The organism is Pseudomonas sp. Q12-87, assembly GCF_001269755.1.
GTDB lineage: Bacteria > Pseudomonadota > Gammaproteobacteria > Pseudomonadales > Pseudomonadaceae > Aquipseudomonas > Aquipseudomonas fluorescens_S.
Genome location: NZ_LHVI01000004.1, coordinates 146,216 through 167,587 on the forward strand (window position 1 = coordinate 146,216; position 21,372 = coordinate 167,587).

A 21,372-nucleotide genomic window follows, 5' to 3' on the forward strand; every position below is an offset into this window, starting at 1 on the left:
GCAGCCGACTATTCTCCGTGGGGTGTGGGATCTTGTCGAGAATTCGTATCAAGTTCGTACCGTGGTGCCATCTGGCGCGGCGAACCTGCTGCGTGGCGCTGTCGGTTTTGCAGGCACAGGAATACTATGCGCGCCATGCAAATACCTTCTGATCATCCGCTGCTGCTACGTATCGTGGACGACCTCGCCGAGCGCGGCTGGTCGCAGCAGGACATTTTCCTGCCGGATGCGCTGACTCGCGCCCTCGCGGCCGAATGTCGGCAACGTGCCGCCGAAGGCGAACTGGCCCCGGCGGCAGTCGGGCGCGGGCCGTTTTCGGAGATCCGGGAGGGCATTCGCGGTGACCGGATCCAATGGATCGAGCCCGGCCAGGCGCAAGCCTGTGACGATTATTTGATGCTGATGGACAGCCTGCGTGAGGCGATGAATCGTGGGCTTTTCCTGGGCCTGGAAGATTTCGAGAGCCACTTCGCCCTTTACCCGCCCGGCGCGTTCTACCTCAAGCACGTCGACCGCTTTCGCGACGATGACCGACGCATGGTGTCGGCGGTGCTCTACCTCAATGAGGCCTGGCAGCCGGAGCATGGCGGGCAATTGCGCATGTACTTGGACGACGCCGTGGAACAGGACGTGGTGCCCATCGGCGGCTGCCTGGTGGTGTTCCTCTCGGGGGATATTCCTCACGAAGTGTTGCCGGCCACGCGGGATCGCCTGTCACTGACCGGCTGGTTCCGGCGCCGTGGCAATGAGTTGTTTTGAACATGGAAAAGATTCTGGTCAGTCGCTGCCTGCTCGGCCATCGTGTGCGCTATGACGGTGGCGCGAGCGGGCCATTCGATCAGCTACAGCAGTGGCTCGACGACGGCCGGGTCGTGCCGCTGTGCCCGGAAGTCGCCGGCGGCTTGCCCACGCCTCGGGCGGCGGCGGAGATCCCCGGCGGGCAGGGCGGACAAGTGCTCGACGGTCGCGCAGCGGTGATCACCACTGACGGCGAAGACGTCAGCGCGCAATTCTTGTCAGGTGCGTACCAAGCGCTGGCGTTGGTGCGTGAGCATGGCATCCGGATCGCCGTGCTCAAGGCCAACAGCCCATCGTGCGGGAACCTGCTGACCTATGACGGGACGTTCGGCGGCGTGAAAGTCCCTGGTGAAGGCGTGACGGCAGCCTTGCTCAAGCGACATGGAGTAAAGGTGTTCAGTGAACTGGAATTGCCTGAAGTGGCTGTCGCTCTTGTGGCGAGGGAGCTTGCTCCCGCCGGGCCACGCAGTGGCCCCAAAAAGCGGGAACGAGGTTGACCTGAGACACCGACGTGTCCGGTTTTGGGGCTGCTGCGCAGCCCAGCGGGAGCAAGCTCCCTCGCCACGGGGTTTTGTGTCGCTTCAGATTTCTTCGGCCAACCGCTCGATCTGCTCCTGCCGTTCTGCCTGGCTCAATCGCGGCTGAGGATTCAAAGAGGACCATTGCGGATACGCCCGGGCCTTGCTCAAGGCTTCGGGCAACTTGCCTTCGCGCCAGGCTTTGTCCTCAGGCGGGGCGATGCGGATGCTGTCCATCGCCGCATGGCCGCGCTGGTCGAGTGCGTGCAACAGCTGGCGCTGGCGCAAGGCCAACAGGCGCAGCACGTTGTCATCCACCGTCAGTTCGCGCTGGCCCTTGAGCTTGCCCATCAGCCGATTGCCATAGCTGCGTGCGGTTTGCAGGGCACCGCCAGCGATGGCCCCGGCCAGGGCGGCGGCGCCGAGGGTCAGGCCGCCCACCAGCAAATCGACGCCGGCGCCGGCCGCTGCGCCCGCCGCGATCCCGCTGCCGACCCGCACGCCCAATTGCTTGAGGGTTTCGGGGTTGAACAAATCATCGCCCCAACGCCCGTCGAGCAGCGGCAGGTCGCTGGCGGCAGCGTCGCGGGGACGGAAGGCGTAGAGCTTGAGCAGGGCCTCGACGCACCGTTGTTCCCGCTGCCGCACCGCGTTGCGCAAGTCGCTGATGGCTTGGTGCTCAAGCTCGGGAGTGCTGGCGACGCTGCGTCGGCAGGCGGCGCAGTCGATCAGCAGTTCGGCGATCAGTCGCGCCGCGCTCTGCTGCCGGGCCAGACGTTGGGCCTGCTGGTCGGCTATCAACCGTTCCAGTTGGCCGCGAGCGCTTTCCAGCAACAGCGCGAGGCTTTCATACAGGCGCCGTTCGCCGTCTTCGGGCGGGGCAACACTGTCAAAGCGCACCAGGGCGTGCAGGCCCAATCGCGCCAGGGCTTCGCGCCAGTCGGGCTCGCGATGGTGGGTGCTGCTGACAAAATTCAATACCGGCAACAAGGGCTTGCCGCAACTGGCGAGGACTTCCAACTCATCGCGATATTTGGCCAGCACCGGTTCCCGGGCATCGATCACATACAGTCCGGCATCGCTGGCGAGCAATTGCCGCAGCACCTTGGCTTCCTGCTCGAATCGTTGCCGCGCCTCGCTGCCATCGAGAAAGCGCGCCAGGCGCGCCGGACCGTCCAGGCGTTCGCCAGGGCGTTCAAGGCGTTCGAGATAATCGAGCAGGGCGATGGCGTCTTCCAGCCCCGGCGTGTCGTACAGCTCCAGCAAGGCCTCGCCGTCCACCGACAAACGCGCGCCCTCGACGTGGCGAGTGGTGCTGGGGCGGTGGGAGACTTCGCCGAAGCCGACGTCCCGGGTCAACGTTCGCAACAACGAGGTCTTACCGACGTTGGTGTGGCCGACCACGGCGAGTTTCAGCGGCTTGATGGCGTCAGTCATGGCCGCTCTCCAGCCAGTTCAGGGGGGCGCAATCGGCGAACGGCAATTGCAGCTGGCGCAGCGCGTTGTGCCAGTCGCCCAGGCGCTCGGCGTCCAGCGCTTCGCCGGGCGGCGCCTGTAACAGCCAGACGCGGGTGGCGCCGGCGCTGCGGGCCAACTCGGCGATCAATGCCAGGCTGCCGCGGTCCGGTGAGCGGCGTGGGTCGCAGGCAATCGCCAGTCGGGCAGGGGGAAAGCGCGACAGTTGCTCAAGAAGTTTGTGGCGGGACTCGCGGCTGTCGAGAATGCCGGCGTTTTTCACGCTGCCGGGCAGTTTTGGCGGCCAGGGCCGCTCGTCCAACTCAATGGCCACCAACAGCGCGCCGTCGCTGTGCATCGCATTCAGGGTGGTTTCGACCGGATGCAACTGCGCGGGCGCGGCGTCGTTGACGCCCAGTCGCTCACTGCTGGGCATCAGGCGTTCGCGCAGTTGCGCGTAACCCGGCAGGTTCAAGTCCAGGCGCAACGTGGCCCGGCCGCGCCGCCAGCGCCACAGGCACAGCAGCGCCAGGCACAGGCGCGGCAACACGCCGTAGACCAGCAGCACGCCCACCAACCAGCCGGCCCAGGCCTGGCGGGCGCTTTCGATGTTCAGGGCTGCGTCGCCACTGGCGCGGATCATGTCCGCGGTTGGCACGCTCAAACCCAACAGTGCAGGCAAAGCACCGAGGGCCTGGGTCACGGCAACGAAGGTCTCGCCGCCAAGGATCGTGGTCTCCCAGACAAAGCCATAGCGCCGGGTCGCCATCAGCATCAGTACGATGACCAGCGCACTGAGCATCGCCAGCAGCCATAAGCCGTTGACCAGCCCACCGAGCGCCCAGCGATTGAGCTTGTGGCGTTGCAGCAACAGCAGCAGGGCCGGCGCCAATTGGGCGGCCTTGGCATCGCGGGCAAGCTTTTCGCTGAGCCACAACCACAAGCGTCCCAACGTTGCGCCTTGCTCGCTGGCGAATATCAGGCCCAGGGCCCAGCCGATGAGCAGGATCAGGTTCAACCCCAGCAGGCTGCCCAGGGCCCAGAACACATTGACGGGTGTTTGCCCGTCACCGAGCGCGGCGAACCCGAGGCCGGCGCCGCTGATGATGGCGAGCGCCGCCAGGACGATCAACGCCAGCCGCGCCCCTTGCAGCCAATGGCGCAGGGCTTGGGTGAGACCATCACGTTCGGCCAGCGAGCGGGCACGGTGGCGGATGCGGGTGGATAAGTCGCCGCCCGCCGCACGGGCCAGGCGATTGGCTTCCTGGTCCTCGAGCGGGCCGGCGTGTTCTTCACGCAGGCGAACCGTCTCGGTCAACCAGAGGTTCTGCAGTTCTGTCACGGGCGCTTCCGTTGCTCGAATGAGCGATGAGCATAACCTCTGTGGCGCTTGTCGGGGTACGTTGCCAGGCGGCGAGCCTCTGGTATCCTCGCCGCCATGAAAAAAACTCTCCCCCTCAGCCTGATCGCAGCCCTCGGTGAAAACCGCGTGATCGGCGTCGACAACAGCATGCCCTGGCACTTGCCGGAGGATTTCAAATACTTCAAGGCCACCACGCTGGGCAAGCCAATCATCATGGGGCGCAAGACCTGGGATTCCCTGGGGCGGCCGCTGCCGGGGCGCTTGAACATCGTGGTCAGCCGTCAACCGGGCCTGGTGCTGGAAGGGGCGGAAGTCTTTTCCTCGCTGGACACAGCGGTGCAGCGAGCGCAGGCGTGGGCGCTGGAACAGGGTGCCGATGAACTGATGCTGATCGGCGGTGCGCAGTTGTATGCCCAGGCCCTGGAACAGGCTGATCGGCTGTACCTCACCCGTGTGGCGCTGAGCCCGGATGGCGATGCGTGGTTCCCGGAGTTTGATTCGAGCCAGTGGAAGCTGGTTTCGAACCAGCCGAACCCGGCGCAAGGGGACAAGCCGGCTTATAGCTTCGAGGTGTGGGAGAAGCTCTAAGGCAAAAGCTTCGCGAGCAAGCCCGCTCCCACAATTGACCGAGTTGTATCAGCAGAAACCGGTCGACTGTGGGAGCGGGCTTGCTCGCGAAGGCGATCGACCAGGCGCCGCAACTCAAGCGTGCACCAACTCCCCATGCTCCTCGGCGTCCAGCAACGCCTTGTCGGTTTGCTGCATCACCTGGCTGGTGATCGCCCCGGCGGTGATCGAGCCGCTGACGTTCAACGCCGTGCGGCCCATGTCGATCAGTGGTTCGACGGAAATCAGCAGCGCCACCAACGAGACCGGCAAGCCCATGGCCGGTAGCACGATCAACGCAGCGAATGTCGCGCCGCCACCGACCCCGGCCACACCGGCTGAACTCAGGGTCACAATTGCCACCAGTGTCGCGATCCACAGCGGATCCAGCGGGTTGATGCCCACGGTCGGTGCGACCATCACCGCCAGCATGGCCGGATAGAGCCCGGCGCAGCCGTTCTGGCCGATGGTCGCGCCGAACGAAGCGCTGAAGCTGGCGATGGCCCGTGGAATGCCGAGGCGGCTGGTCTGGGCTTCAATGCTCAACGGGATGGTTGCGGCGCTGGAGCGGCTGGTGAACGCAAAGGTCAGCACCGGCCAGATCTTGCGGAAGAAGCGCAGCGGGTTTATTCCAGCGGCGGACACCAGCAGGCCATGAACCACGAACATCAGGCCCAGCCCCAAGTACGACACCACGACAAAACTGCCGAGCTTGATGATGTCTTGCAGGTTGGAGCCGGCGACCACTTTGGTCATCAGTGCCAGCACACCGTATGGGGTCAACTTCATCACCAGGCGCACCAGGCGAGTCACCCAGCTTTGCAGGGTGTCGATGGCGTTGATCACTTTCTGACCTTTCTCCACATCATCCTTGAGCAATTGCAGGGCCGCGACACCCAGGAACGCGGCGAAAATCACCACGCTGATGATCGACGTCGGCTTGGCCCGGGCCAGGTCGGCGAAGGGGTTCTGTGGAATGAACGAAAGCAGCAGTTGCGGGACATTCAGGTCGGCGACCTTGCCGGCGTAGTCGCTTTGGATCACTTGCAGGCGCGCCAGCTCCTGGGTCCCGGCCACCAAGCCTTCGGCGGTGAGACCGAACAGGTTGGTCAGGCCGATGCCGATCAGGGCGGCGATGGCGGTGGTGAACAGCAACGTGCCGATGGTCAGGAAGCTGATCTTGCCCAGGGACGAGGCGTTATGCAGCCGGGCCACGGCGCTGAGAATCGAGGCGAAGACCAGCGGGATCACGATCATCTGCAGCAATTGCACGTAGCCGTTGCCCACCAGGTCGAACCAGCCGATCGAGGCTTTGAGCACCGGGTTACCTGCGCCATAAATCGCGTGCAGGGCGACACCGAACACCACGCCCAACGCCAGTGCCAGCAGCACTTTCTTGGCCAGGCTCCAGGTGCTGTGACGGGTTTGCGCCAGGCCGAACAGCAAGGCGAGGAACACCAGGAGATTGAGGATCAGCGGCAGATTCATCAAAAAGAGACTCCGATAAGACTGGCCAGTCGCTTGATGCTGCGACTGTGAGCCGGGAAGCCTAACAGTTTGATAACTATTGAATTAATACTAAAAGCGCATGTGAACTGTCGCTTTTGGAATAAGCCGCTGACGCTCTGGGGAATGCCGCTGGCGTTATCGGGATGCAAGCGGTCGCGCACAGGCGAGGATTGTCACAGGCATTTGTTAGCGTCGAGTCTTTAAACCCTGGGAGTAACGCCGATGAAGCTCGTACCGCACCTTCTCGCTGTCGCCTTGGGCCTGAGCCTCGCCGGTCAGGCACTCGCCACCGATCTCAAGCATTGGCCAGCCGAACAGGCCAAGGCACTGGACGCGATGATCGCGGCCAATGCCAACAAGGGTAACTTCGCGGTGTTCGACATGGACAACACCAGCTACCGCTACGATCTGGAAGAGTCGTTGCTGCCGTTCATGGAGAACAAGGGCCTCATCACCCGCGAAACCCTGGACCCTTCGTTGAAGCTGATGCCATTCAAGGACACGGCCGATCACAAGGAGAGCCTGTTCAGTTATTACTACCGCCTGTGCGAAGTGGACGACATGGTCTGCTATCCATGGGTCGCTCAAGTGTTCTCCGGTTTTACCCTGCAGGAACTCAAGGGCTACGTCGACGAACTGATGGCTTCCGGCAAACCGGTGCCAACCACTTATTACGATGGCGACAAGGTGGTCCAGTACAACGTCAACCCACCGAAAGTCTTCACCGGCCAGGCCGAGCTGTACAACAAGCTGATGGAAAACGGCATCGAGGTCTATGTCATGACCGCCGCTTCCGAAGAACTGGTGCGCATGGTCGCTTCCGATCCGAAGTACGGCTACAACCTCAAGCCGCAGAACGTGATAGGCGTGACCACCCTGCTCAAGGATCGCAAGACCGGTGAGCTGACCACCGCACGCAAGCAGATCACCGCCGGCAAATATGACGAGAAAGCTAACCTGGGCCTCGAGTACACGCCTTATCTATGGACCCCGGCGACCTGGATGGCCGGTAAACACGCGGCGATCCTGACCTACATCGACGAATGGAAAAAACCGGTGCTGGTGGGGGGCGACACGCCGAGCAGCGATGGCTACATGCTGTTCCACGACGTGGACGTGGCCAAGGGCGGTATTCACCTGTGGGTCAACCGCAAGGACAAGTACATGACCCAGATAAACGGGATGATGGCCAAGCACGCCGCGGCCCAGGCCAAGGAAGGACTGGCGGTGACGGCGGATAAAAATTGGGTGATCGTCAAGCCTGAAGACATCCAGTAAGTCTCATGGAACCTTGTGGGAGCGGGCTTGCCCGCGAAGACGTCGGCACTTCGATACTGATGCAAGCTGACCCACCGCCTTCGCGAGCAAGCCCGCTCCCACAAAGATCTGTGGGTATTCGAAAATGTGCGGCCCCCCCGTCCCCCTGTGGGAGTGGGCTTGCCCGGGAAGACGTCGGCACATTCGATACTGATGCAAGCTGACCCACCGCCTTCGCGAGCAAGCCCGCTCCCACAAAGATCTGTGGGTATTCGAAAATGTGCGGCCCCCCCGTCCCTCTGTGGGAGTGGGCTTGCCCGGAAAGACGTCGGCACATTCGATACTGATGCAAGCTGACCCACCGCATTCGCGAGCAAGCCCGCCCCCCACAGGGGGATCGGTGTTGTCAGGGTTGTCCCACCCATAAAAATGCCCCGCACTTGGCGGGGCATTTTTTATTACGGCTAACGACGCTTACAGGCCGTCGAGCATCGCCTTGTTGCGCACCGCGCCTTTGTCGGCGCTGGTGGCGAGCAGGGCGTAGGCCTTGAGCGCGGTGGTGACTTTGCGCGGACGCACTTCCACCGGTTTCCAGCCTTTCTGGTCCTGTTCGACGCGGCGCGCGGCCAGTTCTTCATCGCTGATCAACAGGTTGATCGAGCGGTTCGGAATGTCGATCAATACTTTGTCGCCATCCCGTACCAGGCCGATGGCGCCGCCAGCCGCTGCTTCCGGTGAAGCGTGGCCGATGGACAGGCCCGAGGTGCCGCCGGAGAAACGGCCGTCGGTGAGCAGGGCGCAGGCTTTGCCCAGGCCCTTGGACTTCAGGTAGGAGGTGGGGTAGAGCATTTCCTGCATGCCCGGACCGCCTTTCGGGCCTTCGTAGCGGATGATCACGATATCGCCGGCCTTCACTTCGTCGGCAAGGATCCCGCGCACCGCGCTGTCCTGGCTTTCGAAAATCTTGGCGTTGCCTTCGAACACGTGGATCGACTCGTCGACACCGGCGGTTTTCACCACGCAGCCGTCCAGGGCGATGTTGCCGTACAGCACGGCCAGGCCGCCTTCCTTGGAATAAGCATGTTCGACACTGCGAATGCAGCCGTTTTCACGGTCGTCATCCAGGGTTTCCCAACGGGTCGACTGGCTGAACGCGGTCTGTGTCGGAATGCCCGCCGGGCCCGCCTTGAAGAAGTGATGCACTGCCTCGTCGGTGGTCTGGGTGATGTCCCATTTGGCGATGCCTTCGGCCATGGTCTTGCTGTGCACGGTCGGCAGGTCGGTGTGCAACAGGCCGCCACGGGCCAGGGAGCCGAGGATGCTGAATATGCCGCCGGCGCGGTGCACGTCTTCCATGTGGTACTTCTGGATATTCGGCGCGACCTTGCACAGTTGCGGCACGTGACGGGACAGGCGGTCGATGTCGCGCAGGTCGAAATCGATCTCGGCTTCCTGGGCTGCGGCCAGCAAGTGCAGGATGGTGTTGGTGGAACCGCCCATGGCGATGTCCAGGGTCATTGCGTTTTCGAACGCCTTGAAGTTGGCGATATTGCGCGGCAATACCGACTCGTCGTTCTCGCCATAGTAGCGCTTGCACAGCTCGACGATGGTCCGGCCGGCCTGCAAGAACAGCGCTTCGCGGTCGCTGTGGGTGGCCAGTGTCGAACCGTTGCCCGGCAGGGCGAGGCCCAGGGCCTCGGTCAGGCAGTTCATCGAGTTGGCGGTGAACATGCCGGAGCACGAACCGCAGGTCGGGCAGGCGCTGCGCTCGTACTCGGCGACCTTCTCGTCAGAGGCGCTGGAGTCGGCGGCGATGACCATGGCATCCACCAGGTCGAGGCCGTGGCTGGCGAGCTTGGTCTTGCCGGCTTCCATCGGGCCGCCGGAGACGAAGATCACCGGGATGTTCAGCCGCAGGGCGGCCATCAGCATGCCAGGGGTGATCTTGTCGCAGTTGGAAATGCACACGATGGCGTCGGCGCAGTGGGCGTTGACCATGTACTCGACGGAGTCGGCGATGATCTCGCGGCTCGGCAGCGAATACAGCATGCCATCGTGGCCCATGGCGATGCCGTCGTCCACGGCGATGGTGTTGAATTCCTTGGCAACGCCACCGACACGTTCGATTTCCCGGGCAACCAGTTGACCCAGGTCCTTGAGATGAACGTGGCCCGGTACGAACTGGGTGAAGGAGTTGGCAATGGCGATGATCGGCTTCTTGAAGTCGTCATCCTTCATCCCCGTGGCGCGCCACAATGCGCGGGCGCCGGCCATGTTGCGGCCATGGGTGGATGTTTTCGAGCGGTAATCAGGCATGGAGCACTCCGGGCGGCTAATCAGATATCAAAGGGGAAGTGAGCTTCTGTTGACGTTCTGGAACACCGGGGATTGGCCGAGAGTCCGGAAGTGGCCGATGACGGTGCAGGATCGCTGCGCGTCTCAGCATGAGCTCATAAACCCGCCGGGGATGAATGGCGATGAATGACGCGATTCTACACCGCTGGCGTCAGGATGAAATGACGCAAAGCGCTGATCGGACGCCAATGTCGCGTGCGGGATGACGACTGGCAGTGTTCAACCGGCTTGCAGCGCTCTGTCACGATGCCGGACCAGGGCGTTAAGCATCAGTCCCAGGAGACTGAGCAGTATCAGGCACAGGGCCAGTGTGAGTTGAAGATCCAGCGCAGAGGCGCTGATCGCCGCACTGGTCAGCCCGCCGACGACGAAGATCAGCACGCTACCGGCCGAGGCGGACGTGCCGGCCTGTTCGGGAAACGTGTTCATGGCCAGGGTGTGGGCTGCGGCACGGGTGATGGTCGTTCCGGTGGTGCAGATGATCATGGGCAGCAATACGGTCATCACTGTCGTGCCGAGATAACGCAAGGACACGACCATCAGGACCCCCGCCATCAGGATCAGGCTTAGACCGGCCATGATTTGCGTTTGAGTGCCGATTCGGCTGCTCAGCGCGGCCGCAATGGCTCCCCCGCCGATGTAGGCCAGTCCGTAGGCCAACAGGACAAGGGAGAAAGACTGAGGCGAGAGTTGTAATTGATCGATGAAAACCAATGGCGAAATGACGATGAATGAGAAGTGGCAGGAAAACGCCAGCGCTGACGTAAGCCAATAAGCCATGAAGCTGAAGTCACTGCATACGTTTCGATAGGCCTCCATGAAATTCAGAGGCCTGGGTTTGCGGTCTGTTATCGAGCCGCGCAGCAAGCGGCAGGCGCCCAGGAACGCAGCGACCGCCAAGGCGATGAACACCAGGAAACTGCCACGCCAATCCATCCAGCCCTGCAGCCAGGTGCCGACCAACGGCGAGACGGAAATGAAAATTCCCCCGCAGGTGACCAGGAAGATGCGCAAGCGCGGCTGCTCGTCGCCTGTAAATAGATCCTGTATCAATGCTTGGGACAGCACGAAACAGCCGCACCCTAACGCCTGGATGATGCGAAACAACAGGAAGAATTCAAACTCATCAGCGATGACGCAGCCGGTCGCGCCGATGGCTGCAACGGTGATGCCGGCCAGTAACAACTGCTTGCGCCCGATCGTATCGGAAAGCGGACCGACCACCAGTTGCGCCAAGGCGATGCCGATCGCGTACAGGCTGACCGACAGGGCGATGTCCGACGATGGGCGTTCGAACTGCGCGGAAAGAGCCGGAAAGGACGGCAGCACAACATCGATAGGGAAGACGCCGAGCAACGTCAGCATGAGCAATAAGCCAACGGTGGCAGGTTTATGGGCAGCCAGGCGATTTTGCGGATCAGGCATCGGGGACCCCAAGGCGTACCTGAGCGGCACGTTTCAATCCTAATGCGTCATGCCCGCCGAGCGCCGGGTAGATTGAGTAGGAAGGCTCTGGAAATTGCGTGGGGGGTCTCCTACAGATTTATTCGCACGGGCAAAAAAAAATCGCAGCCAAGGCTGCGATCAGGATGCCGCTGATATGAGCGCGCGGGGCGCAGAGCGATGGCCCTGGCCCCGTCCAGCCTCAACTGTTGGGCAACAGCCGGCAGGTGATGCTCTTGATGTAACGGGTTTCCGCGATGGCCGGGTGTACCGGATGGTCCGGGCCTTGACCGCCGCGTTCGAGCAGTTGGATGTTGCGGTCCAGGTGACGGGCGCTGGTCAGCAGGATGTTCTGCAGGTCATCTTCGGGCAGGTGCATCGAGCACGACGCGCTGACCAGGATGCCGTCCTTGCTGAGCAGGCGCATGGCTTGCTCGTTGAGGCGGCGGTAGGCGCCTTCGCCGTTCTTCAGGTCTTTCTTGCGCTTGATGAAGGCGGGTGGGTCGGCCACGATCACGTCGAAACGCTCTTCGCTGGCCTTGAGCTCCTTCAGGGCTTCGAACACGTCGCCTTCGATGCAGGTCAGTTTCTCGGCGAAGCCGTTCAACGCGGCGTTGCGTTCGACGCCGTCAAGGGCGAAGGCCGAAGCGTCGACGCAGAATACTTCGCTGGCACCGAACGCTGCGGCTTGTACGCCCCAGCCACCGATGTAGCTGAACAGGTCCAGGACGCGCTTGCCCTTGGCATACGGTGCCAGGCGTGCGCGGTTCATGCGGTGGTCGTAGAACCAGCCGGTTTTCTGGCCTTCCATGACCGGTGCTTCGAATTTCACGCCGTTCTCTTCCAGGGCAACCCATTCCGGGACGAGGCCGAACACGGTCTCGACGTAGCGGTTCAGGCCTTCGGCGTCGCGGGCGGCGGAGTCGTTCTTGAACAGGATGCCGCTGGGCTTGAGCACCTGGGTCAGGGCGGCGATCACGTCGTCTTTGTGGGCTTCCATGGTGGCGGAGGCGATCTGCACCACAAGAATGTCACCAAAACGGTCGACCACCAGGCCCGGCAGCAAGTCGGAATCGCCGTAGACCAGACGGTAGAAAGGTTTGTCGAACAGCCGCTCGCGCAGGGACAACGCCACGTTGAGGCGATGCACCAACAGGGACTTGTCCAGGGGCAGCTTCACGTCGCGGGACAGCAACCGCGCGCAGATCAGGTTGTTGGGGCTCATCGCGACGATGCCCAACGGCTTGCCGCCGGCGGCTTCGAGGATGGCCTGGTCGCCGGCCTTGAAGCCATGCAGTGGGGTGGCCGCCACATCGATTTCGTTACTGTAGACCCACAGGTGGCCGGCGCGCAGGCGACGGTCGGCGTTGGCTTTGAGGCGCAGGCTAGGCAGGGACATGACGTCGCTCCGGAAAAAAGAGCGGGAGTATAACGCGTTGAAGCCTGCACGGGGCTTGCGGTGGACATGTGGCGAGTGCGCTTGTTTCGCCGGGTGGCAGCGCCCTCGCCACGAGGGGTCAGGCCGAAAGTGCGTTGATCAGCTCGCGATTGAAGGCTGGAATGTCATCGGGCTGGCGGCTGCTGATCCAGGTACCGTCCTTGACCACTTCCTGGTCGACCCAGTTCGCGCCCGCGTTGACCAGATCGTCCTTGAGCGTCTTGTAGCTGGTCAGGGTCTTGCCCTTGACCAGGCCGCTGGACACCAGCAACCAACCGCCATGGCAAATCACTGCGATGGGCTTGCCCGCCGCCTCGAAGCCCTTGACCAGTTCCTGGGCGTCGGGGTCGATGCGGATCGTGTCGGAGTTCTGCACGCCGCCGGGCAGCACCACGGCGTCGTATTGGTCGACATTGGCGGCCTTGAAGGTCAGGTCGATAGGGAAGTCGTCGGCCGGCTGGTCATGGTTCCAGCCTTTGACCTGGCCTTCACTGGCCGAAACGATATCCACCTTGACCCCGGCCTGTTCCAGGGCCTGTTTGGGGCCGGTCAGTTCGGCCTGTTCAAAACCGTCGGTCACCAGGATGGCAACACGTTTACTGTTCAGGGAGCCGGGCATGAAAAATCTCCTCAAGCTGAGTGGGTGGGCTGCCGACCTAGCCTCTATGAGGCGTGACTGTCGGCCCTACACAGTCCGAAGCCGGTGCCTGAAGGAAAGTTCCGCCGATCTACCCGGCGGTGTATCGGATCCATCTTTAAGGGTTAGAATCCCCGCCTGCCCCAGAGTGTGTACTCATGTCCAAAGAACTCTCCGCTGAACAGATCCAACAGTCCCTGCAAGGCATCAGCGTGCCGCCCCAGCCGCAGATCATGGTGGATCTGCAGATGGAGCAGTACATGCCCGACCCTGACCTTGAGACCATCGCCAAGCTGATCTCCCAGGATCCAGGCCTGTCCGGTGCCTTGCTCAAGATTGTCAATTCGCCGTATTACGGCCTGCGCAACAAGATCACCTCCATCCAGCGTGCGGTGAACCTGCTGGGCAGCCGGTCGATCATCAACCTGATCAACGCGCAGTCGATCAAGGGCGAATTGCATGACGACGCCATCGTCACCCTGAACCGATTCTGGGACACCGCCCAGGACGTGGCGATGACCTGCCTGACCCTGGCCAAGCGGGTCGGCCTGGAAAATGGTGACGAAGCCTACGCAATGGGCTTGTTCCACGATTGCGGCGTGCCGTTGATGCTCAAGCAGTTTCCCAACTACATGAGCGTGCTGGAGCAGGCCTATGCCAGCGCCAGCGCCGAATGCCGAGTGGTCGACACCGAGAACCGGGTGTTCAACACCAACCATGCGGTGGTCGGCTACTACACCTCCAAATCCTGGCGCCTGCCGGATCACGTCAGCCAGGCCATCGCCAACCACCACAACGCCTTGGCGATCTTCAGCGACGAGTCTTCGCGCAACAACAGCCCGCTGAAAAACCTGCTGGCGATCCTGAAGATGTCCGAGAACATCTGCGCGTCCCACCGGGTGTTGGGCAATCAGGCCGAAGACCACGAGTGGGAATGTGTCGGTGCGCTGGTGCTCGATTACCTTGGTTTGTCGGAATACGACTTCCAGACCCAGAAACAGGAAATCCGCGACCTCGCCTCTCGTTGAGTGCGTTGCTTCGCCTGACCCGAGAACCTCATGCCAGAACTGCCGGAAGTCGAAACCACCCGTCGCGGCATCGCGCCGCACCTTGAAGGGCAACGGGTCAGCCGCGTGGTGGTACGTGACCGCCGCCTGCGCTGGCCTATCCCGGAAGATCTCGATGTGCGGCTCTCGGGCCAGCGCATTGTGCTGGTGGAGCGGCGGGCCAAGTACCTGCTGATCAATGCCGAGGTCGGTACCTTGATCAGTCATTTGGGCATGTCCGGCAACCTGCGGTTGGTGGAGGTCGGCATGCCTGCCGCCAAGCACGAACACGTCGACATCGAGCTGGAATCCGGCCTGGCCTTGCGCTACACCGACCCGCGGCGCTTCGGGGCGATGCTCTGGAGCCTCGATCCGCTCAATCATGAGCTGCTGATTCGCCTCGGGCCGGAGCCGCTGACCGACCTGTTCGATGGCGAGCGTCTGTTCCAGCTCTCCCGCGGTCGCTCCATGGCGGTCAAGCCGTTCATTATGGATAACGCGGTGGTGGTGGGCGTGGGCAATATCTACGCGACCGAGGCACTGTTTGCCGCCGGCATCGATCCGCGGCGGGCGGCCGGGGGCATTTCCCGGGCGCGTTACCTGAAGCTGGCCATCGAAATCAAACGCATCCTTGCCCATGCCATCGAGCGCGGCGGCACCACGTTGCGTGACTTCATCGGCGGGGATGGCCAGCCCGGGTACTTCCAGCAGGAACTGTTCGTGTATGGCCGGGGCGGGGAGCTTTGCAAGGTCTGCGGCAGCGGGCTTCGGGAAATCCGCCTGGGACAGCGGGCCAGCGTCTGGTGCCCACGCTGCCAGAGCTGATTCGTCCTACGGTCTATAGTCAGTAGTCATACTGCTTAGCCGAAGGATCGCGCCATGAATCTGCTTCGACCTGTCGTTCTTGCGCTGCTGCTGAGTGTCGGTTTGCCTGCCCAGGCGAACGGCGGCAGCGGCGACCCGCGCTACACCATCCAGAATCCGCCCGCCTACGCCATGCTCGGCGATCTGCTGATCGCTCGTCCGCTGCTGCTCGCCGCCACGGTGATCGGCACGGGGGCGTTCGTGGTGTCGCTGCCCTTTACCGTGCTGGGCGGTGGGGTCGGCGATGCCGGGAAAGCGTTGGTGGTGGACCCGGCGAAAGCCACGTTTGTGCGATGCCTGGGGTGCATTGGCGAGGGGTTTGAGCGGCAGGAGTGAGGCGGGCAGTTGGATTTTGGGCGTTGCTGATGGCCCCTTCGCGAGCAAGCTCGCTCCCACAGGGTTTTGTGGTGTCCACAGCACTTTTGCCTTAAGCAAATCCCCTGTGGGAGCGAGCCTGCTCGCGATGAGGCCGGCACAGGCGCTACAAAACTACCTGGCTCAAGCCTTGGCGGTAATCTTGATGTACTTGGCCATCAACTGTTCTTCCGTCTCCGGATGCGCTTCGTCGAGCGGGATGCAATCCACCGGGCAAACCTGCTGGCACTGGGGCTCGTCGTAATGGCCGACGCATTGGGTGCACAGGTTCGGGTCGATGACGTAGATCTCTTCGCCTTGGGAAATCGCTTCGTTCGGGCATTCGGGTTCGCAGACGTCGCAATTGATGCAGTCGTCGGTGATGATCAGGGACATGCAGGCTCCTGCCGGGGCGTTGAGCCCGGGCATCTGAAAACGTATGGGCGCAATTGTGCCGCATTGGCGCGCGCAGTGCACGCGGGGGCGATGGACTGCGCTGTGCTGCGAGATGGCTCGCAGCGCCAGCAGGTTATTTCTTGAAGCGCAGGGTCAGCGCGTCGGCCACGGCCGGGTGGACGAACTTGGTGATATCGCCGCCCAGGGCCGCGATTTCCCGCACCAGGGTCGAAGAGATAAACGAATAACGCTCCGACGGCGTGAGGAAAAGGCTTTCGACGTCCGGCGCCAACTGGCGGTTCATGTTGGCCAGCTGGAACTCGTACTCGAAGTCCGAGACCGCGCGCAGGCCGCGCAGGAACACATTGGCGTTCTTTTCCTTGGCAAAATGCGCCAACAGCGTCGAGAAGCCGACCACTTCCACGTTGGGCAGGTGCTTGGTGACTTCGCGGGCCAGCTCCACGCGTTGTTCCAGCGGGAACAGCGGGTTTTTCTTCGGGCTGGCGGCGACAGCAATGATCACATGGTCGAACAGGCGCGCGGCGCGTTCGACCAGATCGCCATGGCCCTTGGTAATAGGGTCGAAGGTACCTGGGTACAACACTCGGTTCATCGCGTCGTCCTGGCGGGAGTCCGTTGGGGAGTCGGATGGTATCGCAGCCTACTCGGTCGGCCAAGTCGGCTGTTCGGTAAGAAAGCACTATAGACGCTGCGAATACTGCGGATATTCATGAGTTCTTCAGGCGCTCGGCCAAGGCAGTCGCCAATTGTGCAGTCAGCCCGTACACCGATAATTGCGGGTTGGCGCCGATGCTCGTGGGAAAGAGCGAACCGTCATGGATCGAAAGATTGCCCAGTTGATGATGGCGACCAAGGCTGTCGGTCACGGCGGTTTTCGGATCCTCACCCATGGCGCAACCGCCCATCACGTGGGCGCTGCCCAGGCGCGTGCGGTATAGCGCGAGGTCCAGGCCGTCGATCAGCGAGCGGGCTTGCGCCAGGGTTTTTACATAGCCGGCGTCGCTGTGCAGGGGCATGACCGCCTGGGCACCGCCGGCGAACTGAATCTCCGCCATGCTGTGGAAGGCCCGGCGCAAGCCGTCCCAGGCGTATGGCGAAACCGGATAGTCGAGCACCGGCGTGCCGTCGCCGCGCAACTCGACGCTGCCGCCGGGGCTGTCCGGATGAAAGCCGTCGCGCAGCAGCGCCAGCATCGCGTGGGTGTGGGGCAGTCGCGACATGTGCAAGGCGCTCTCGGGGCCGAACCCGCCCAGTAGCGTGGCAGCAAGGGCCGGGTGCAAGGGCGGGACTTCGAGTTTGTAGGACATCTTGCCGGTGGCGCCGTCCTGCCATTGGAAATGATCGGAATAGATCGATTGAGGGGCGCCGTAGAACGGGTTGATGACCTCGTCGAATTGCCCGGCGGACATGTTCACCAGATGCAGGAAGGTGCGCTTGCCCAAGCGTGCATGCGGATCTGGTGCATCGGAGCGCAACAGCAGGCCCGGGCTATTGATACCTCCGCCCGCCAGCACGTAGTGCCGCGCCTTGACCGTTATGCGCCGCCCGGTCGGGGCCACGCAGCGCTCATCCATGGCTTGGCATTCCAGGCCCACAACCGCATCGTGCTTGAATAACAGGCGTTCGGCCCGGGCCAGGTAAAGCAGCGCGCCGCCCTTTTCCAGCGTGGCGGGGATGGTGGTGACCAGCATCGACTGTTTGGCGTTGGTCGGGCAGCCCATGCCGCAATAGCCCAGGTTCCAGCAGCCGCGCACATTGCGCGGGATGACGTGCCAGCTATAGCCCAATTGTTCGCAGCCCTTGCGGATCACGTCGTTGTTGGCATTGGGTGGAACCAGCCACGGCGCCACGCCCAATCGTTGCTCCATCCGCTCGAACCAGGGCGCCATCTCGGCGGCGCTGTGCCCCTTGACGTTGTGCTCGGTGGCCCAGTGTTCGAGGGTTTGCGTGGGGGTGCGAAAACTGGAGGTCCAGTTGATCAGCGTTGTGCCTCCGACCGCCCGGCCTTGAAGAATGGTGATCGCGCCATCCTTGCTCATGCGGCCGAGGCCTTCCTGATACAGGCTGGTGTAGGCCTGGGCCTCGAGGAGCTTGAAATCATGGCTGGTCTTGAGCGGGCCTTCCTCGATCAGCAGCACTTTATAGCCGGCGGCGCTGAGAATTTCTGCCGTGGTGCCGCCGCCGGCGCCGCTGCCGATGATCGCCACGTCCGCTTCCAGGGTCATGTCGCTGCTCAGCTGCGCGCCGTTATAGGTGGTCCAGCCACGGGCCAGGCCTTCGAGGAAGGGATCGGGTACGGGCATGTTCAGGTTCTCTTATTGTTATGAGTTGTCGAAAGAACCCTGTGGGAGCGGGCTTGCTCGCGAATACCGTTGCGCATTCAATACTTTTGCAAGCTGACACACCGCCTTCGCGGGCAAGCCCGCTCCCACAGAGGAGAGGCTGGTCTGGTTTTCAAACGGTCGGCGGTCCCGGATACCCGCAATGCGCCCAGGCTTCGGGCCGGCTGTACCACGCCATCATCACCATTTGCAGCAACGAGCTGTGGCCTTGCTGCAAAAGGTCCAGCGAGCTGTTTTCCCAGCGCGTCAGAAACTGGCGAATGCCATCGGCGTCGGCGTTTTCCCACGAGCCCCAGACCCCGGTCAACGGCCCGCGGGTCACGCCCAGGGTCAGCACATCGAATAGCTGGCGCGTGAGCTTGAGCATGGAGGGCGACAGGTGGGCCAGGCCGTCGTCCAGGCTCTGCAGGGTCGTGCTGGCGGCGGCGGGGATCTGCTCTACGGCCACTGCACCATCGAGTAGCACCGGAATGACGGCGCGCAAGAACGACAGGTCGCTGTCACGCAGCACCGCCAGGCCACCGGCCGGTTGGCTGGCCGAGCAGCCGCTCAGGCTCGCCCCCAACCCGACGGTGGCCAGGAAAGCGCTGGCGCCGAAGCTGAATTTCAGCAGGCCGCGCCGTGACAGGGCAGGGGTATCGGTGAGGCTTGGGGGCATTTTGGTCACACCGGCAGAGATGCGCGTTAGCGGACGAACAGCTTCTGGATCAACTTCTGCAGCGGCTTGCCATAGGGCGGATAAACCAGTTTCGCGACGTTGAATCGCTGCTTGACCAGCACGCCCTTGGCCTTGCTGAAGGTCAAGAAGCCTTCGTGCCCGTGGTAATGGCCCATGCCCGAAGGCCCGATGCCGCCAAACGGCAAGTCATCCTGGGCAACGTGCAGCAGCGTGTCGTTCAAGCAGACGCCGCCGGAATGGGTTTCATGCAGCACTCGATTCTGTTCGGCCTTGTTGTAGCCAAAGTAGTAGAGCGCCAGCGGGCGAGGTCGCTGGTTGATGTAGGCAAATGCCTGGTCCAGATTTTCATAAGGCACGATAGGCAGCAACGGGCCGAAGATCTCGTCCTGCATGACGGTCATGTCGTCACTGACATTGAGCAGCAGGCTGTGGGCCATGCGGCGTCCCTGGCCCTGCTCGAACAGTTCGATCAGCAAGGCGCCCTTGCTGGTGGCGTCACTGATGTAGCCGTTGAGCCGCGCCAGTTGTCGCTCGTTGATGATGGCGGTGTAGTCCGGATTGTCCGCCAGGGTCGGATAAAACCCGCGAACCGCCGCGCGATAGGCTTCGACGAATTCACCGACACGGCTTTGTGGCACCAGCACGTAGTCCGGCGCGACGCAGGTTTGCCCGGCATTCAGGGTCTTGCCGAAAGCAATGCGTTCGGCGGCGTCCTTGAGGGGCACGTCGGCCGACACGATGGCCGGCGATTTCCCACCCAGTTCGAGCGTGACCGGCGTCAGGTGTTCGGCCGCCGCCCGCATGACATGCTTGCCGATGCTGGTGGCGCCGGTGAACAACAGGTGGTCGAACGGGAGCCGGGAAAACGCCATGCCGATCTCAGCCTCGCCAAGCACCACGCACACCAGGTCCTGAGGAAAGATCCGGGCCAGTAGTTGCTTGAGCAGCAGCCCGGTGGCAGGGGTCGATTCGCTGAGCTTGAGCATCACCCGGTTGCCCGCAGCCAAGGCGCCCACCAACGGCCCGATGGCCAGGAACAGCGGATAGTTCCAAGGCACGATGACCCCAACCACCCCCAGTGGTTGATACACCACTTTGGCCGACGCCGGCTGGAAAGCCATGCCCACCTTGCGTCGGGACGGTTTCATCCAGCGCGGGAGGTGACGGCTGGCGTAATGGATGCCGTGCAGGCTGGGCATCAGCTCGGCCAGCAGCGTTTCGTCAGCGCTGCGGTGGCTGAAATCCTCGCTGATGGCGTCGATCAAGGCTTGCCGTTCACTGCTCAGGACCTCTCGCAGCGCCTTGAGCCACTGGCGGCGCTGTTCGGCCGGCGGCATCGGATGGGCGGCATAGGCCTGGCGCTGGGCATCGAAGAGAGACCGCAACTCGCCGAGTTGCTGTTGAGACTCGTGCAGGTAAGCAACGTCGGCAGGCATCGTCGGGCACCGGTTATTATTGGAATGGGTGTTTTCTAGAGCTTGTACTCTAGAAAGTCAATGGCTTGTGCAACGGCGATGGGTTTTTCCTGTGACCGTTAGGTCGTAAGATGCCATGCAATGCCTTCGTCGAATTAAAGCCCAAACCATGGCCCCACGAATAAAAACCAGCGAGCGCATCGTGCAAAACAGCCTTGAGCTGTTCAACCAGCAAGGTGAGCGCAGCGTCAGCACCAACCATATTGCCGCCCATATGGACATGTCGCCGGGCAATCTCTATTACCACTTCCCCAACAAGCAGGCGATCATCGCCGTGCTGTTCAGTGAGTATGAAAACCTGGTGGACAGCTTCCTGCGCCCGCCCCAGGGGCGAGCGGCCACGGTGGAGGACAAGCGCTTCTACCTCCAGGAGCTGCTGGCGGCCATGTGGCGCTACCGCTTCCTGCATCGGGACCTGGAGCACCTGCTCGACAGCGATCCGGAGCTTGCGGCGCGCTACCGACGGTTTTCCCAGCGCAGCCTGATTCACGGCACCGCCATCTATGAAGGCTTCGTCGCTGCCGGCATCCTGAAAATGGACCGGGTGCAGATCGAGTCCCTGACTCTCAATGCCTGGATCATCCTGACGTCCTGGGTGCGTTTTCTGTGCACCACGCGGGAAAATTTCAGTCACCTGAGTGAACAGGCCATCAAGCGTGGCGTTTATCAAGTGCTGGTGCTGGAGGCCGGTTTCGTCACCGATCAGGCCCGCGACGCGGTGGATGCACTGTTCAAAGAATATTACGTCCCGCTGGCCCAGACCCTGGAAGAAGGGCAGTAGGCATCGGATCTCGACTTGACCATACAGGAGCTCAC

Annotated in this window: 20 protein-coding genes; 8 read left to right on the forward strand and 12 right to left on the reverse strand. The window is 62.5% G+C overall.

From position 1 onward, the window contains the following. The first annotated feature begins 126 nt into the window (after nt 1-126). Both AD663_RS01760 and AD663_RS01765 read left to right on the forward strand, forming a co-directional pair. Nucleotides 127-759: a 2OG-Fe(II) oxygenase gene (locus AD663_RS01760; protein WP_003177446.1), complete on the forward strand. Its 633-nt coding sequence runs from the start codon at nt 127-129 to the stop codon at nt 757-759. A gap of 2 nt (nt 760-761) precedes the next feature. Further along, the gene (locus AD663_RS01765; protein ID WP_053213162.1) at nt 762-1,295 is read left to right on the forward strand and encodes a DUF523 domain-containing protein; all 534 of its coding nucleotides are present in this window, start codon (nt 762-764) and stop codon (nt 1,293-1,295) included. 84 nt (nt 1,296-1,379) lie between these two features. Here AD663_RS01765 and AD663_RS01770 read toward each other — a convergent pair whose 3' ends face one another. Beyond that, nucleotides 1,380-2,753, reverse strand: a complete 1,374-nt coding sequence (locus AD663_RS01770; protein ID WP_003177449.1) for a GTPase/DUF3482 domain-containing protein — start codon at nt 2,751-2,753, stop codon at nt 1,380-1,382. Further along, complete coding sequence (locus AD663_RS01775) at nt 2,746-4,113, reverse strand: DUF2868 domain-containing protein (protein WP_053213163.1); 1,368 nt, start codon at nt 4,111-4,113, stop codon at nt 2,746-2,748. The genes AD663_RS01770 and AD663_RS01775 overlap by 8 nt, the downstream gene beginning before the upstream one ends. A 96-nt stretch (nt 4,114-4,209) precedes the next feature. On the opposite strand from AD663_RS01775, the gene AD663_RS01780 reads away from it, so the two are divergent. After that, nucleotides 4,210-4,722 (forward strand): dihydrofolate reductase, encoded by a 513-nt coding sequence (locus AD663_RS01780; protein ID WP_003177451.1) that lies wholly within the window; start codon nt 4,210-4,212, stop codon nt 4,720-4,722. Nucleotides 4,723-4,836: 114 nt separating this feature from the next. Here the strand turns inward: AD663_RS01780 and AD663_RS01785 are convergent, their stop codons facing one another. Further along, the gene (locus AD663_RS01785) at nt 4,837-6,228 is read right to left on the reverse strand and encodes an L-cystine transporter (RefSeq protein WP_003177452.1); all 1,392 of its coding nucleotides are present in this window, start codon (nt 6,226-6,228) and stop codon (nt 4,837-4,839) included. A gap of 243 nt (nt 6,229-6,471) precedes the next feature. Between AD663_RS01785 and AD663_RS01790 the strand changes: the two genes are divergently transcribed. Continuing rightward, a complete protein-coding gene (locus AD663_RS01790) occupies nt 6,472-7,527 on the forward strand; it encodes a hypothetical protein (RefSeq protein ID WP_003177453.1) in 1,056 nt (351 codons plus the stop codon). Nucleotides 7,528-7,980: 453 nt separating this feature from the next. Here the strand turns inward: AD663_RS01790 and ilvD are convergent, their stop codons facing one another. From ilvD to AD663_RS01810, 4 genes are all read right to left on the reverse strand, one after another. After that, entirely contained in the window at nt 7,981-9,822 is a 1,842-nt protein-coding gene (gene ilvD, locus AD663_RS01795; RefSeq protein ID WP_003177454.1) for a dihydroxy-acid dehydratase, read from the reverse strand. A 258-nt stretch (nt 9,823-10,080) separates the two neighbouring features. Next, a complete protein-coding gene (locus AD663_RS01800; protein WP_053213164.1) occupies nt 10,081-11,286 on the reverse strand; it encodes a Bcr/CflA family efflux MFS transporter in 1,206 nt (401 codons plus the stop codon). Between the two features lie 220 nt (nt 11,287-11,506). Continuing rightward, complete coding sequence (locus AD663_RS01805) at nt 11,507-12,703, reverse strand: class I SAM-dependent rRNA methyltransferase (protein ID WP_003206543.1); 1,197 nt, start codon at nt 12,701-12,703, stop codon at nt 11,507-11,509. Nucleotides 12,704-12,821: 118 nt separating this feature from the next. After that, the gene (locus AD663_RS01810) at nt 12,822-13,361 is read right to left on the reverse strand and encodes a type 1 glutamine amidotransferase domain-containing protein (RefSeq protein ID WP_003177457.1); all 540 of its coding nucleotides are present in this window, start codon (nt 13,359-13,361) and stop codon (nt 12,822-12,824) included. A gap of 230 nt (nt 13,362-13,591) precedes the next feature. On the opposite strand from AD663_RS01810, the gene AD663_RS01815 reads away from it, so the two are divergent. Genes AD663_RS01815 through AD663_RS01825 form a run of 3 tightly spaced genes read left to right on the forward strand, consistent with a single transcriptional unit; the run spans nt 13,592 to nt 15,625 of the window. After that, nucleotides 13,592-14,407, forward strand: coding sequence for an HDOD domain-containing protein (locus AD663_RS01815; RefSeq protein WP_172680575.1), 816 nt, complete (start codon nt 13,592-13,594; stop codon nt 14,405-14,407). Between the two features lie 30 nt (nt 14,408-14,437). Further along, a complete protein-coding gene (mutM, locus tag AD663_RS01820; protein ID WP_053213165.1) occupies nt 14,438-15,250 on the forward strand; it encodes a bifunctional DNA-formamidopyrimidine glycosylase/DNA-(apurinic or apyrimidinic site) lyase in 813 nt (270 codons plus the stop codon). 54 nt (nt 15,251-15,304) lie between these two features. Further along, nucleotides 15,305-15,625: a hypothetical protein gene (locus tag AD663_RS01825; RefSeq protein ID WP_003177460.1), complete on the forward strand. Its 321-nt coding sequence runs from the start codon at nt 15,305-15,307 to the stop codon at nt 15,623-15,625. 162 nt (nt 15,626-15,787) lie between these two features. Here AD663_RS01825 and AD663_RS01830 read toward each other — a convergent pair whose 3' ends face one another. The 5 genes from AD663_RS01830 to AD663_RS01850 form a co-directional block, all read right to left on the reverse strand. Then, nucleotides 15,788-16,039 carry a YfhL family 4Fe-4S dicluster ferredoxin gene (locus AD663_RS01830; protein ID WP_003177461.1) on the reverse strand — a complete coding sequence of 84 codons (252 nt, stop codon included), beginning with the start codon at nt 16,037-16,039 and terminating at the stop codon, nt 15,788-15,790. A 133-nt stretch (nt 16,040-16,172) separates the two neighbouring features. Next, nucleotides 16,173-16,652, reverse strand: coding sequence for a pantetheine-phosphate adenylyltransferase (coaD, locus tag AD663_RS01835; RefSeq protein WP_003177462.1), 480 nt, complete (start codon nt 16,650-16,652; stop codon nt 16,173-16,175). A gap of 115 nt (nt 16,653-16,767) precedes the next feature. Then, nucleotides 16,768-18,363, reverse strand: a complete 1,596-nt coding sequence (locus AD663_RS01840) for a GMC family oxidoreductase (protein ID WP_053213166.1) — start codon at nt 18,361-18,363, stop codon at nt 16,768-16,770. A 151-nt stretch (nt 18,364-18,514) separates the two neighbouring features. Then, nucleotides 18,515-19,060, reverse strand: a complete 546-nt coding sequence (locus AD663_RS01845) for a hypothetical protein (RefSeq protein WP_053213167.1) — start codon at nt 19,058-19,060, stop codon at nt 18,515-18,517. A 26-nt stretch (nt 19,061-19,086) separates the two neighbouring features. Further along, nucleotides 19,087-20,517 (reverse strand): coniferyl aldehyde dehydrogenase, encoded by a 1,431-nt coding sequence (locus AD663_RS01850; RefSeq protein WP_053213168.1) that lies wholly within the window; start codon nt 20,515-20,517, stop codon nt 19,087-19,089. Nucleotides 20,518-20,665: 148 nt separating this feature from the next. On the opposite strand from AD663_RS01850, the gene AD663_RS01855 reads away from it, so the two are divergent. Then, nucleotides 20,666-21,337, forward strand: coding sequence for a TetR/AcrR family transcriptional regulator (locus AD663_RS01855; protein ID WP_033045878.1), 672 nt, complete (start codon nt 20,666-20,668; stop codon nt 21,335-21,337). Nucleotides 21,338-21,372: the final 35 nt, after the last annotated feature.

Bases quoted from the DNA above. Each gene is read 5' to 3' on its own strand.
- AD663_RS01770 (WP_003177449.1), bottom strand. From the start codon at position 2,753: ATGACTGACGCCATCAAGCCGCTGAAACTCGCCGTGGTCGGCCACACC.
- AD663_RS01780 (WP_003177451.1), top strand. From the start codon at position 4,210: ATGAAAAAAACTCTCCCCCTCAGCCTGATCGCAGCCCTCGGTGAAAAC.
- AD663_RS01765 (WP_053213162.1), top strand. From the start codon at position 762: ATGGAAAAGATTCTGGTCAGTCGCTGCCTGCTCGGCCATCGTGTGCGC.
- AD663_RS01845 (WP_053213167.1), bottom strand. From the start codon at position 19,060: ATGCCCCCAAGCCTCACCGATACCCCTGCCCTGTCACGGCGCGGCCTG.
- AD663_RS01760 (WP_003177446.1), top strand. From the start codon at position 127: ATGCGCGCCATGCAAATACCTTCTGATCATCCGCTGCTGCTACGTATC.
- AD663_RS01790 (WP_003177453.1), top strand. From the start codon at position 6,472: ATGAAGCTCGTACCGCACCTTCTCGCTGTCGCCTTGGGCCTGAGCCTC.
- AD663_RS01830 (WP_003177461.1), bottom strand. From the start codon at position 16,039: ATGTCCCTGATCATCACCGACGACTGCATCAATTGCGACGTCTGCGAA.
- AD663_RS01805 (WP_003206543.1), bottom strand. From the start codon at position 12,703: ATGTCCCTGCCTAGCCTGCGCCTCAAAGCCAACGCCGACCGTCGCCTG.
- AD663_RS01800 (WP_053213164.1), bottom strand. From the start codon at position 11,286: ATGCCTGATCCGCAAAATCGCCTGGCTGCCCATAAACCTGCCACCGTT.
- AD663_RS01825 (WP_003177460.1), top strand. From the start codon at position 15,305: ATGAATCTGCTTCGACCTGTCGTTCTTGCGCTGCTGCTGAGTGTCGGT.
- AD663_RS01810 (WP_003177457.1), bottom strand. From the start codon at position 13,361: ATGCCCGGCTCCCTGAACAGTAAACGTGTTGCCATCCTGGTGACCGAC.
- coaD (WP_003177462.1), bottom strand. From the start codon at position 16,652: ATGAACCGAGTGTTGTACCCAGGTACCTTCGACCCTATTACCAAGGGC.
- AD663_RS01855 (WP_033045878.1), top strand. From the start codon at position 20,666: ATGGCCCCACGAATAAAAACCAGCGAGCGCATCGTGCAAAACAGCCTT.
- mutM (WP_053213165.1), top strand. From the start codon at position 14,438: ATGCCAGAACTGCCGGAAGTCGAAACCACCCGTCGCGGCATCGCGCCG.
- AD663_RS01785 (WP_003177452.1), bottom strand. From the start codon at position 6,228: ATGAATCTGCCGCTGATCCTCAATCTCCTGGTGTTCCTCGCCTTGCTG.
- AD663_RS01840 (WP_053213166.1), bottom strand. From the start codon at position 18,363: ATGCCCGTACCCGATCCCTTCCTCGAAGGCCTGGCCCGTGGCTGGACC.
- ilvD (WP_003177454.1), bottom strand. From the start codon at position 9,822: ATGCCTGATTACCGCTCGAAAACATCCACCCATGGCCGCAACATGGCC.
- AD663_RS01850 (WP_053213168.1), bottom strand. From the start codon at position 20,517: ATGCCTGCCGACGTTGCTTACCTGCACGAGTCTCAACAGCAACTCGGC.